The organism is Clostridium lentum (genome assembly GCF_014287815.1).
GTDB lineage: Bacteria > Bacillota > Clostridia > Clostridiales > Clostridiaceae > Clostridium > Clostridium lentum.
The window spans coordinates 1-12,457 of the sequence record NZ_JACOOQ010000002.1 but is presented as its reverse complement, the minus strand read 5'-3'; the positions used below and the strand labels follow the sequence as shown (position 1 = coordinate 12,457).

Annotated in this window: 12 protein-coding genes; 2 read left to right on the top strand and 10 right to left on the bottom strand. The window is 29.3% G+C overall.

Features of this window, described 5'->3' with window-relative positions; all coding sequences use genetic code 11:
* Window positions 1-191: 191 nt before the first annotated feature.
* Window positions 192-1,727 carry a carbohydrate-binding domain-containing protein gene (locus tag H8R92_RS01570; protein ID WP_022213171.1) on the bottom strand — a complete coding sequence of 512 codons (1,536 nt, stop codon included), beginning with the start codon at window positions 1,725-1,727 and terminating at the stop codon, window positions 192-194.
* A gap of 239 nt (window positions 1,728-1,966) precedes the next feature.
* Here H8R92_RS01570 and H8R92_RS01565 point away from each other — a divergent pair, with 239 nt between their 5' ends.
* Complete coding sequence (locus H8R92_RS01565; protein WP_022213172.1) at window positions 1,967-2,890, top strand: polyphosphate polymerase domain-containing protein; 924 nt, start codon at window positions 1,967-1,969, stop codon at window positions 2,888-2,890.
* Between the two features lie 67 nt (window positions 2,891-2,957).
* On the opposite strand, the gene H8R92_RS01560 is transcribed toward H8R92_RS01565, so the two are convergent.
* From H8R92_RS01560 to H8R92_RS01520, 9 genes are all read right to left on the bottom strand, one after another.
* Window positions 2,958-3,197 carry a hypothetical protein gene (locus H8R92_RS01560; protein ID WP_022213173.1) on the bottom strand — a complete coding sequence of 80 codons (240 nt, stop codon included), beginning with the start codon at window positions 3,195-3,197 and terminating at the stop codon, window positions 2,958-2,960.
* Between the two features lie 90 nt (window positions 3,198-3,287).
* Complete coding sequence (locus H8R92_RS01555) at window positions 3,288-5,672, bottom strand: ABC transporter permease (protein WP_186834526.1); 2,385 nt, start codon at window positions 5,670-5,672, stop codon at window positions 3,288-3,290.
* Window positions 5,673-6,341 carry an ABC transporter ATP-binding protein gene (locus H8R92_RS01550; RefSeq protein ID WP_186834525.1) on the bottom strand — a complete coding sequence of 223 codons (669 nt, stop codon included), beginning with the start codon at window positions 6,339-6,341 and terminating at the stop codon, window positions 5,673-5,675.
* Between the two features lie 146 nt (window positions 6,342-6,487).
* The gene (locus H8R92_RS01545) at window positions 6,488-7,726 is read right to left on the bottom strand and encodes a sensor histidine kinase (RefSeq protein ID WP_022213176.1); all 1,239 of its coding nucleotides are present in this window, start codon (window positions 7,724-7,726) and stop codon (window positions 6,488-6,490) included.
* A gap of 4 nt (window positions 7,727-7,730) precedes the next feature.
* On the bottom strand, window positions 7,731-8,420 hold the full coding sequence (locus tag H8R92_RS01540; protein WP_022213177.1) for a response regulator transcription factor: 690 nt from the start codon (window positions 8,418-8,420) through the stop codon (window positions 7,731-7,733).
* 84 nt (window positions 8,421-8,504) lie between these two features.
* Window positions 8,505-8,831 carry a thioredoxin family protein gene (locus H8R92_RS01535; protein ID WP_186834524.1) on the bottom strand — a complete coding sequence of 109 codons (327 nt, stop codon included), beginning with the start codon at window positions 8,829-8,831 and terminating at the stop codon, window positions 8,505-8,507.
* A gap of 134 nt (window positions 8,832-8,965) precedes the next feature.
* Entirely contained in the window at window positions 8,966-9,754 is a 789-nt protein-coding gene (gene trpA, locus H8R92_RS01530; RefSeq protein ID WP_186834523.1) for a tryptophan synthase subunit alpha, read from the bottom strand.
* The gene (gene trpB, locus H8R92_RS01525) at window positions 9,747-10,934 is read right to left on the bottom strand and encodes a tryptophan synthase subunit beta (RefSeq protein WP_186834522.1); all 1,188 of its coding nucleotides are present in this window, start codon (window positions 10,932-10,934) and stop codon (window positions 9,747-9,749) included. The genes trpA and trpB overlap by 8 nt, the downstream gene beginning before the upstream one ends.
* Before the next feature lie 655 nt (window positions 10,935-11,589).
* Window positions 11,590-11,859, bottom strand: coding sequence for a hypothetical protein (locus H8R92_RS01520; RefSeq protein WP_022168431.1), 270 nt, complete (start codon window positions 11,857-11,859; stop codon window positions 11,590-11,592).
* Between the two features lie 150 nt (window positions 11,860-12,009).
* Here H8R92_RS01520 and H8R92_RS01515 point away from each other — a divergent pair, with 150 nt between their 5' ends.
* On the top strand, window positions 12,010-12,276 hold the full coding sequence (locus tag H8R92_RS01515; RefSeq protein ID WP_186834521.1) for a hypothetical protein: 267 nt from the start codon (window positions 12,010-12,012) through the stop codon (window positions 12,274-12,276).
* Window positions 12,277-12,457: the final 181 nt, after the last annotated feature.

The following is a 12,457-nucleotide window of genomic DNA, read 5'->3' as shown; positions in this document are numbered from 1 at the left end:
TTTTTATATTATTTTACATTTATGTATGTTTTTTTATTTGTTAAGTGTATATTAAAATATTTTTCAACAATATAATCTTAAACCTTTTATAAAGCATAACAAAAAAAGGCTTTTATATAAGATATTTGCTATTTTATACAAAAACCTTTATTTATAATTATACTTCATAGATTAATTTTTATAATTAATCTCTACCTTGGTGGTCTTCCTCCCCCTTGCATGCCACCCATGCCACCTGGTGCTCTCATTCCGCCTGAAACTCCTTCTGTTGCTCCTGTGCTTGAAACTGTCATTACCGAACTAGAAAGAGTAAAATTTGTAAGCTCTGTTCCACTTGTTGCAATTCCATCAGTATATAGTCCATTACTTTCACTACCAGAATTATTTCCTCCATAATATACAGAATAACTTGAGCCTATAACCAATTCTGGCGTAGAAATTATCACTGATTGACAGGTCTTGCTTGGCATAATAGAATCTATTCCATCACCAGCTGCATTAATCCCATCATCACTAGCCACTAAATTAATATTTCCATCATTTACAGTAATATGTGCTGCTTCTAACCCTTCATAACTATCTGTAATATTTATATCACCACCATTTATTTCCAAAACATTATCAGCATGAATTCCATCATCGCCTGATTTTATATGAAATATTCCAGTATTTATCATTACAGTATCATTAGTATGAATACTATCATCAGCTGAATCTATATTTATATTTCCACCATCAACTGTTAAAGCAGTACCTGCTTTAAGTGCTTTGGCACTTCCTGTCTCACTGCTAGATGAACTACTTGTATTTGAAGGATTTGCCCATGGGCCCATTTGGAAACTTTCAGCATGAGTAGCTGCATTACTGCTTCCCCCTCCTGAAACTATATTAATATCTCCATCAGAAATTGTCAGCGTTGTTTCTGCTTGAATTCCATCTCCGCCAGAAGTTATATTTAAACTTCCACCTTCAATTATTATATATCCTTTGGTTGTATCTTCTGTATTATCAGACTTAACACCATCTCCTGTGGAATTTACAGTTATCTCTCCACCTTTTATAGTAATAGAATCCTTACCTTTTAATCCATTGTTTACTGCTGTTACATTTACTGTTCCTGCCGTAATCTTTAAATCATCCTTACTGGCAATACCATTATTGTAGTTTCCAACAACATTAAGTGTTCCATTTCCATTAATAGTTAAATCATCTTTACTAAATATACATGCACTTGGTTCATCTGTTACTGTTCCATCATCATTTAGCTCTTCATATAGATACTCACTTCCATCACTAAGATAATTTTCACTATTATCTGCTAAAGTTATAATAGTATTCTTGGCACTTTTAACATATATAGGTGCACTATTACTACAAGAAATATCTACTCCATTGAAAACTATATAGACATTGATCTCATCAGCTGAATCAACTATTATTTGACCATCTTCTAAGGTACCGCTTACTTCATATGTACCACCTGAATTAATGGTAATTGTCTTATCTACTACCTCAACACCATCCCCCTCTGCACTTATACTATTATTACTTAAAGTTATTTTAGCTTTTACATCTGCACTAGCTGATTCATCGCTACTATCACTGACTGATACATTGGTATTGCTTGAAGCAGCAGATTTGGAAGATTCATTAGTATTATTGGAACACCCCATAGCTGTTACTGCAATAGCAGATACTATTAACATTGATAAAAATTTCTTTTTCATATATATCCTCCTAATAAAGATTATTATCTTACTTTAATCTTTTTATTGTTAAATACTTTTTAAATTTGTTTACTTTTCTTTAATTAATGCCATTATATATTATTTTTTTCTAAAAAAAGTAAAATTTACATTAACTTTAGATTGATTTCATACTAACTTTTAAAAGACCATTTATGATACAAATATGGATTTAATTTCAGCAATATCCAAATAAAAATTTAATAAGGAGGTCCTACAAAATGGCCATTAAGTCATTTAAAAGATATGAAAAAAAGTATCTTTTAACTGGTGAGCAATATGAAAAGCTTATTCCAAGATTACTTGAATATATGAAAATGGATGATCACTGTGTTAATAACAGTTACAGTATTTACAATATATATTATGATACTGATGATAATTCAGTAATTAGACATTCTATTTCCAAACCATACTATAAAGAAAAACTTAGATTAAGAAGCTACAAGATTCCTCAGTCTCCTTCTGACAAAGTATTTCTTGAATTGAAGAAAAAAATAAATAAAATTGTTAATAAACGAAGGGCCATAATTACTTTAGAAGAAGCTTATAACTTTCTTGAATTTGGTGAAAGACCAAAATGCACTGATTTTATTACAGAACAAGTTATAAACGAAATTGAATATTACTTAAGTCATACAAAGGTAAATCCTACTATCTATATTGGATACAATAGAATTGCCTTCTTTGGCAAAGAAGATAAGGACTTTAGACTTACCATAGATTCAAAAATCATTACCCGCCGTGAAGATTTATTTTTAGAAAGCGGCTGTCATGGAACAGATATATTGAAACCTAATGGATATGCAGTAATTTTCACTATTATCCTTTGTGCAGTAATGATAATTTTAGATAGCCTTAATTTTGCTATGCCTAAATCTAAGGCAATGGTACTAAAAATAACAGTACCTGAAGACTTAAACTTTGAAGGTGTATTTGATGAAATATTAAATACAAATACTACATCATGGAATATGGTAAAAGTTAGAACTAGAGATTTTGGTGCTTTATATGAATTAAATTACTCTATTCATCTTAAAAATGATGTTAATCAAAAAAAATTCATCGATTCATTAAGGGTAAGAAATGGTAACTTAAATATCTCTCTTACATCTTGCGGATCAGAAGATAAAATATTTAACTAAATTCAAAAGGAGCTGATAAACACTATCAGCTCCTTTTTAGCAATATACAATATGCTAATTCTTATTATTAATCTTTATATTTTGATAAAGTTCCACATGCACCATTTAGTGAAGTTATTGCTTGTTGAATAACAGCTTTATTTTCTGCCTTTTCTGCATTGCCTAAAGCTTGTTGTAATGAACTAACTGCTGACTGCACTGATGTCATGCTTTGATCAACATATTGTTTTGCTTTTCCAGGCAATCTCATCATCTCCTTATTACTTTTCTTGATATTATATTGCCCTGCTCTTAAAAAATTATACATACTATTTATACTATATAAATTTTCTTAACTCCTTAACTCCCTAACTCCCTAACTCCCTAACTCCTTAACTTCTTAACTCCTTAACTTTCCCTACTCGCTATATCTTATCCTATCTACTAAAGAATCCTTCTTAAAATTATTTGTAACCATATAAGTAATTAATATTTGTACTAAAGTAATTGCCACTATCATAATAATTGTTTGTGTTAAAGGATAATCATATATTGCATATGATGCTCCTGTATTTCTAAAAATAATTACAGCAATATATCCTAAAATATTTCCTAAAGTTAAAGTAATTAAAAGAGTTCCCACAGTATAAAATAAGCCTTCAATTTGTAGCATTTTTACCAGTTGCTTGTCTGAAAGTCCAATGGCTTGTAATATACCAAGCTCTCTTTTTCTTGTTATTATACTTGTTATCATTGTATTTATTAAGTTCATCAAACCTATAACACCTATGATAATTACAAGAGAATATATAAGTACACTGGTTATAGCCATACTCTTTTTATAAGTTTCTATAGAATCTTCCAAAGTCCCATAGCTCAGATATTCATCATTATCTGTGATGTTTTTAATTTCTTCTTCCACAGACTTTAACATATCCTTTTTAACTTCTAAGCCTACTCTTATGGTGGTATCTGTTTTTATTAAAGAATCCATCACACTTTCAGGAATCCTAATGGACGCTCCCCCTATATCAACTAAAGCTAATACAGTAAATTCCTTCTTATAAGAATCTTTTCCATCATAAATAGTAATTACTTGCGTACTACCTACCTTTATCCCAAATTCTTTTGCATATGATGGATGAGTATATACTAATCCTTCTCCACTTTCTAGCGCTTCTTTATTTATTTCTCCCTCAACTAAATGCTCTGATAATTCATCATAAAACTCTTTATCAAATCCTTGTATATCTTCTAAATTCTTTTCTCCAGCACCAATATCAATACTTGCCCAAGCTGACTTTTCCATATTTATTTTTTTAACACCTGGAATATTTTCTAGTCTCTCACACATTTCTTTTCCTAATGGATTATTGGCTTGAATATCATATAAATTATTACTGCCATCTTCATTCCAATCATAATTATCTAAGTATACCGTTATATCTCCTAATGAATGATCTTTTGCCATATTTTCTGGATTCATACAATTCATTATTGTTGATGCTACTATAAATAATATCCCACTTAAGGAAAGAGATAATAGTGTTATTACTGTCCTTTTCTTATTTCTTGATAAATTTGCAAAAGTTATTTTCTTTAAATTTATCTCTTCATATCCTTTTCTTTTTTTCTGCTTGCTGTCATTACCATCATATCTCATAGCCTCCACCGGTGAAATATTGCATGCCATCTTCATAGGTTTTAAAAGAGATAATAATACTGAAATTACTGTTATTACTGCAACACCTATAGCAATAAAAATATTCATTCCACCTACGCCATACCTATCCATTTTTAAAGCTTTTAAGATGACTACCTGGCCAATTAAATAACCAATAGCAATTCCTAGTGGTATAGAAATACAGCTTAAAATAAATCCTTCTCTTAAAATTATCTTTCTTATCTGTCGTTTAGTTGCCCCAACAGCTCTTAGTTTTCCATATTCATGTACTTTATTAATTACTGAAACATAAAAAATACTATAAATAACTAGCATACTTGATAAAATAATTATTAAAGCAACTATAATTCCTCCTGCTATAACCTGGGGATCTGGATTAGATGCATTTATATAATCTGTATTTATTCTTACATCATATTCTTCTATGCCCATATTCTTAGCAATGGAAAGTATGCTTTCCTTCACCTCATCAGCTGTTAACTTTTTAGGTTTAACAATATTTATATAAACATTATATTTAGTATTTTCATCTACTTCTTCACTTACAAAATATGATTTTGATATAATTGCCGAATAACTTTTTTGTGCCTTACTAATATCAGATGTTTGCAAAATACCACTTAAAATAAACTCTTTTTCTTTTATTTCTCCAGTACTTAAGGATTCATATGATAACTTTATTTTATCGCCAATTTTTGCACCATTATTTAATAAATTTAAGTATCCACTTTCAATGGCTATTTCATTTTCTTTTTCTGGCATGGTTCCATCTTCAAACTTTATATTGGCCATATTCTTTATTGTATTATCAGCATAAATTAATCCTAAATTGCTATCTTCATATTGTGATGTGCCAATAGCCTTATATATTCCATATTGATCAATACTGGCATTATTTTTTATAATATCGAGTTTATCTTTATTTACTCTTTTATAAATTCCCTCAAAGGAACCTGAATACTCAATAGTTGCAGCCTTATTGGTTTTAAGCCAATTGTTACAAATAATTCCTACAGAAGTTAAAAGCGTAGTTGTGAGCATTATTGTTATACATATCAATACACTTTTAGCTTTACTACTTTTTAAATTTCCCTTAACAAGATTAGTTAATGTTTTCATTTATTCCACCACCTTGCCATCTTCAATGCAAATTATTCTATCTGCCATTTGGGCAATGCCTTCATCATGAGTTATCATCACTATAGTTTGATTATACTTTTTAGCTGTAAGCTTTAGTAAAGTTAATACTTCTTCTTCTGTCTTAGAATCTAAATTGCCTGTAGGTTCATCTGCTAATATTATTGATGGCTTTGATGCTAACGCCCTGGCTATGGCTACCCTTTGTTGCTGTCCTCCTGATAAAGTATTTGGCATATTATGCTTCTTCTCCTTCAATCCTAATGTATCTAAAATATCATTGACAAAATCTTTATCTACCCTTCTTGAATCTAGCCCTATAGGAAGCACTATATTTTCCCATACGTTAATTGAAGATATTAAATTATAATATTGAAAAATGAACCCTATCTTTCTCCTTCTAAATATAGCTAATTCTTCCTCTTTCATAGTTGATATATACTTATTATCTATAATAACCTCTCCTGATGTTGGTTTATCTAGCGCTCCTAGCATATGTAGAAGTGTACTTTTACCTGATCCTGATTTTCCAACTATAGCTACAAATTCACCTTGAAATATGTTGATATTAGTATTATCAATGGCTTTAACAATATTTTCTCCCTCTCCATAATATTTCTTTAAATTTATAGTTTGTAAAATTGTATTCATTTTTTTCTCCTTTTCATTAATTACTATATTTAAAGGATAATCTTCCTAGCTTTCATATAACTTTCAATTTCACTTACAATTTTGTAAGAATTGTATTTAGCTCTGAAATTATAAAAGATTGCTACACTGATAAGTGCAGCAATCTTTTATTTAGGTAGCATCAGCGTAAACTTACTTCCACTGCCAATTTTAGATTTTACTAGTATACTACCGCCTTGATCCTCAAAAATCTTCCTGGTTAGGTAAAGCCCTACCCCTGAACCTTCAATTCCTTTTTTTTCATGCTCTTTTCCTCTATAAAATCTCTTGAATATATTGTTAAATTCCTTTTTATCTATCCCACTACCATTATCCTCTATATTTATTTTAATGAAATTTAAACTTTCCTCCATGGTTATGATTATCTTTCCACCTGGCTCTGTATATTTTATACCGTTATCTATCACATTAAAGATTGCTTCTTCTGTCCACTTATTATCATGAACTATTTGGTAGTCTTTTAAGATTTCCAAGATAATATCAATATTCTTATTTTGTGCCTTTATATAAGCGCTATTATAAGCTTTAATAACAGTATCTTTCAAACTACTTTTTACAGGCTTTAATTTAATCATTGCAGCTTCCAACCTTGAAATATTTACCAAACATTCAATAAGATTTTGTAATTTGCTGATATTTTTATTGCTCATAGCTAAGAACTCATGCTTTTCATCTAATGTTAATTCATCATCCTCTAAAATAGAATTACACATACTTAAAGATGCTAAAGGCGTCTTTAATTGATGTGATATATCTGTAACTAGAGCCTTTGAATCTTCTTTTTCATTTTCTAATTTGTCATAAGTATTACTAATATTTTTTCCTAGAATAGCAAGCTGATTATCGATTATATTTACTATGCCTTCCTTGCTAAATTCATCTTTATGTTCAAAATTCCCATCAATATAATTTCCTAAGGCTGTTGAAATTTTATATAAATATTTAAATACATATATGCAAATTATACATATGGCAATACAGCTTACTAAAAATACTATAGTTATAAAGATTACATTTCCCGCCATATATTCATTTACATATCTGTCACTTGCAAAACTTTCTATAATTTCATTAGTATAGCCATATTTATTAAGAATGTTTTCTCCGTATTCTTTATACTTTTCATCGTCATTAAAAATACTATTTAAAATATTTGCCTCATCATTGGGATACTTACTAGCTAAAGCACCAACAACCTGCTTATAAACTTCAGCCTTATCAGCATATATCTTTTCTAACTTATAATTTTGAAAAACGCCCCATGATGCTATTAACATAAGCAAAATTACTATACTTCCTAAAATAACTCTTCTAATAAATGAATTTGATTTGATACTTTCCAACATACTCTTAACTAATCTCCTCATTCCATCTATAGCCTATACCTCTTATATTTTTAATAAATACAGGCTCCGAAGGAATATCTTCTATCTTTTCCCTTAACCTTCTTATATTTACTGCCACTGTATTTTCATCTACAAAAGCACCATCTTTGTCCCAAAGTGCTTCAAGTAATTGTCCCTTTGTTACAATTTGACCTGAATTCTTTATTAGACGATTTAAAAGCTTATACTCATTTTTACTTAATATAACTTCTTCATTATTTATCAATAGTTTCATTTCCTCTGGATAAAAACTTAAGTTTCTGCATCTTATGATTCTTTTACTTTCTTCTCTTAAGGATGTCCTTCTCATTAAAGCATTAACCTTAGAAATAAGAACCATTAAACTAAATGGTTTTGTTATATAATCATCTGCTCCCAAATCATAGCCTGTAACCATATCTACTTCTTGATCCAATGCAGTAAGGAATATAAAAAGCACGTCACTATTTTGTCTAATTTTTTGGCAAAGTTCATATCCATCTCCATCTTCTAAAGTTATATCACTTATGACCAAATCAATCTTATTATTTTCAAATATAACAATAGCATCCTTTACTGTGGGGCTTGTTAGCACCTCATAGCCTTCCTTTTTCAATTTAAAGCTTATACCTCTACATAAAGATGCATCATCTTCTACCAATAATATTTTTTTCATTATTATTACTCCTTCTTATTCTTATATGGTAAAAATACTGTTATCCTTGTACCAATTTCTTTTTTACGTTCTTTATATTCATATTTAATTAAAAAGCATATGATAATACCTTCCTATGCTTTTCTCTAAATCTAGCAAATCAACATTCCTTCCTATCCTGATGCTTTCTCTTCCTTCAATGAATAAAATAAATACTGGCACCGAATATACATCATATTTAATTGCTAAGCTAATATTTTCCTCACCATTTACTTCTCCACCTAGAATTCTAGGAAATCTCTTCAATATCTCTTCTATTTTAACCTTTATTACTTCACAAGCAGAGCAAGAATTTCCTGTAAAATAAACCACAGCCATTGCATTATTCTTAATTAACTCTTCTATTTCTTTTTCATTATGTAACTTATTCATATATAATTAAACCTTTCTTAATTTTTTAATACTTGGAAAAAATCCAAAGAAAGTAGATATGTTATTATAAGTGCTATACCTTAATGCTCATACAAAAACCATCTACTCTCTTAATATATTTTATCCAATACCATTTAAAAGCTACTTTTTATTTTTTTAACAAATTCATATACGTCTTTTTTTCTTTCCTCAAAATCTTTTTCTTCACCAATCCTTCTTACTATAGCACTTCCAATAATAACTCCATCACAATATTCCTTAACAGCACCAGCTGTTTCTACTGATGAAATTCCAAAGCCTACACATATTGGAGTGTCTGTATTATTTTTTACTTCCTGTAAATATTCCTTTATATTGCTTGATACAGTGTTTTGTTCTCCCGTAGTTCCTGCATGAGATACACAATATACAAAGCCTTTTGAATTTGTTATTATTTTATTTATTCTTTCTTTTGATGTTGGTGCCACAAGAGGTATTAAATCAATATTATTATTTTCACATGCTTTTAGTAATTCTTCTCTTTCTTCTAGAGGTACATCAGGAACAATAATACCACTTACCCCTGCATTTTCCAAATCATTTAAAAACTTTTCAACACCTTTACAATAAACCACATTATAATAAACCATTATAATTACAGGTATATTAATTTTTGATGTTATATTTTCTACTGTTTTTATCATATCCTTTATATTAATTCCTGAAGTAAGTGCCCTATGATATGCATCTTGTATAATTGGTCCATCAGCAAGTGGATCACTAAAGGGTATTCCAAGTTCTACAATATCTGCTCCAGCCTTTTCTAAAACTTGTGCTATTTCAACTGTTTCATCTAAACTTTTATCCCCTAATGCAATAAATGGTATTAATGCTTTTTCATTTTTTTCTCTTAATTCTTTAAATTTTAAATCTATTTTATTCATTAATTGCGCCCTCCTTATTTTCATAACTTTCTATTATATCCATATCCTTATCTCCTCTTCCTGATAAATTTACTAATATAATTGAATCTTTTGAAAGAGTAGGAGCAATCTTCATGGCATATGCCACAGCATGAGAGGATTCTAACGCTGGTATTATTCCCTCTATTCTAGTTAATTTATAAAAAGCATTTACAGCTTCATCATCTGTTATTGCAGTATACTGAGCTCTTTTTATATCATTTAAATATGCATGCTCTGGCCCTACACCTGGATAATCAAGACCTGCTGATATAGAGTGTACTGGTGCAATATTCCCATCATCATCGCTTATTACATAACTTTTCATACCTTGAAGTATTCCTTTTTTACCTACAGCAAATCTAGCTGCATGAAATTGCGTATGAAGTCCAAGGCCTCCTGCTTCTACTCCTATAAGCTTAACTTCTTTATCATTTATAAATGGATAAAATACTCCTATAGAATTACTTCCTCCACCAACTGCTGCTACTATATAATCAGGTAGCCTTCCTTCTACCTCTAATATCTGATTTCTTGCTTCATCACCAATTATTCTTTGAAAATCCCTAACCATTGTTGGATAAGGATGTGGTCCTAAGGCTGATCCTAAAACATAAAAAGTATTATCTACATTAGTAACCCAATCTCTTATAGCTTCATTAACAGCATCTTTTAATGTTTTCGAGCCAATTTTTACAGAATTAACTTTAGCTCCTAAAAGCCTCATCTTTCTAACATTTGGAGCTTGTCTTTTTACATCTTCTTCTCCCATAAATATTTCACACTTCATATTAAACATTGCTGCCACTGTAGCTGTTGCCACACCATGTTGTCCTGCTCCTGTTTCTGCTATTACTCTATTTTTTCCCATTCTCTTAGCCAAAATAACTTGTCCTAAAACGTTATTTATTTTATGAGCTCCAGTATGATTCAAATCTTCTCTTTTTAAATATATTTTTGCTCCACCTAATTCTTTAGTTAAATTAGCTGCATAATATAATGCACTTGGACGTCCTACATAATCCTTTAAATATTTATTTAATTCATCTTTAAAGCTTTTATCATTTTTTGCCTTTTCATATGCTATTTCTACCTCTTCCAAAGCTTTCATCAATATTTCTGGTACATATTGACCACCATATTCATTAAATTTCCCTTTCATTATAACTCCTCACTTTCCCTATTATTTTTTCCTTAAAATAAAAAAGAGCCACTTCTATCCCTATATGGGACGAAATGACTCGTGGTACCACCCAAATTTATATACTTAAGTAATAATTAAAAAATGTTATTTTACCTAAATAGAGCGAAACACCATTTTTTTGCTATACCTCCTAAGTATAACTCTTCACCAGATACGAACTCTTTCTATAAATAAAGCTGTCGATATCCTGTCCTTTTAACGGTAGACTTGCCGAAAACCACTACTAATTAATTGATAATTTCTTTTGAAAGAATTAAAAACTCTCCTATTTTTATCCATAATTTTCAATTCTAAATTTTCCATTATCACTTAATATTCACTGTTTCATCTCCAAGGCCCATTCACTATCTGCTACAACATTTGGCTTACACCATCCCAAACTCGCTTAAGCTAAACTCAGATAGCTACTCTTCTTTTCATTGATTTTAACTTTGATATTATTATATACATCTCTCTTTAAATGTTTACTATTTCTCCAAATAATTTTTTATAATTATCATACCACCTCATAAAACCACCCTGTAATATTAATACTCTTACTTCTATATATTAACTACATTATAAAAACATAACTAAAATATTCCGCTTTAAAGAATGAAGAATTCAAATTAACTTATAAAGGGCTTACTTTAATATATTGATTTTTTACTGCATTAGGCAATAAATATGATTTTGAATCTTTCTCACTTTCTCTACTTTCTATAGCTTCATCATCTGTTTCCACACTATCTTTATATTGAATAAGTAAATTTGTTTCTTTTTCATTGGACTCTGTTTTAGATGCCTTCACTGCTCTAAATTGATCTATGCTTAAAACAATTAAAAATCCTATAAAAGTAACTATAGTAATATAAGTTATAATAGTTATTAATTTCTTTACCATAACACAGCACCACCTTTATACTTCATAATATTATTTATATGCCAATAATATTATTGCTATCTTAAGTATTTCCATAATTATTTCTATAAATTCTCATAATTTTTTCTTAATTGATAAAACTATATATAAAATACTTATGGAGGTATATTCATGCTAAAAAAACATTTTAAAATGTTATGTACAATGGCCTTATTATCATTATTTTTACAACAATCTGCAATTGCTTCAACTATGTATCCTAATGCTTTTGATAATATATTTGAAAAATTAGATAATTTTTTTCATTCTAATGGAGGTCATAAAGAAATAAATGTGCCTGAAGAAGAATTTTTAGAAAATCAATATTTACAAGACTATTATGAGGAAGATGAGAAATACTTAGAAAGACCAGAAGCACAACAATTTTATAAAGATTAATTAGATTTATGACGTTAAAAAGGATGTATTTACATACACCATGCAAGAAAGTATAAACATATAAAAAAGTGGCTTTCGCCACGCTCCCTTCGGGAATTTAATTTTAAGTATTCTAAAAGGCATAGAACTAACATCGGTTCTATGCTATATTTTTCCTATTAATTAATACTTTATTCCGTAT

Bases quoted from the DNA above. Each gene is read 5' to 3' on its own strand.
- H8R92_RS01560 (WP_022213173.1), bottom strand. From the start codon at position 3,197: ATGTATAATTTTTTAAGAGCAGGGCAATATAATATCAAGAAAAGTAAT.
- H8R92_RS01515 (WP_186834521.1), top strand. From the start codon at position 12,010: ATGCTAAAAAAACATTTTAAAATGTTATGTACAATGGCCTTATTATCA.
- H8R92_RS01545 (WP_022213176.1), bottom strand. From the start codon at position 7,726: ATGTTGGAAAGTATCAAATCAAATTCATTTATTAGAAGAGTTATTTTA.
- H8R92_RS01540 (WP_022213177.1), bottom strand. From the start codon at position 8,420: ATGAAAAAAATATTATTGGTAGAAGATGATGCATCTTTATGTAGAGGT.
- H8R92_RS01550 (WP_186834525.1), bottom strand. From the start codon at position 6,341: ATGAATACAATTTTACAAACTATAAATTTAAAGAAATATTATGGAGAG.
- H8R92_RS01570 (WP_022213171.1), bottom strand. From the start codon at position 1,727: ATGAAAAAGAAATTTTTATCAATGTTAATAGTATCTGCTATTGCAGTA.
- H8R92_RS01565 (WP_022213172.1), top strand. From the start codon at position 1,967: ATGGCCATTAAGTCATTTAAAAGATATGAAAAAAAGTATCTTTTAACT.
- H8R92_RS01520 (WP_022168431.1), bottom strand. From the start codon at position 11,859: ATGGTAAAGAAATTAATAACTATTATAACTTATATTACTATAGTTACT.
- H8R92_RS01555 (WP_186834526.1), bottom strand. From the start codon at position 5,672: ATGAAAACATTAACTAATCTTGTTAAGGGAAATTTAAAAAGTAGTAAA.
- trpA (WP_186834523.1), bottom strand. From the start codon at position 9,754: ATGAATAAAATAGATTTAAAATTTAAAGAATTAAGAGAAAAAAATGAA.
- H8R92_RS01535 (WP_186834524.1), bottom strand. From the start codon at position 8,831: ATGAATAAGTTACATAATGAAAAAGAAATAGAAGAGTTAATTAAGAAT.
- trpB (WP_186834522.1), bottom strand. From the start codon at position 10,934: ATGAAAGGGAAATTTAATGAATATGGTGGTCAATATGTACCAGAAATA.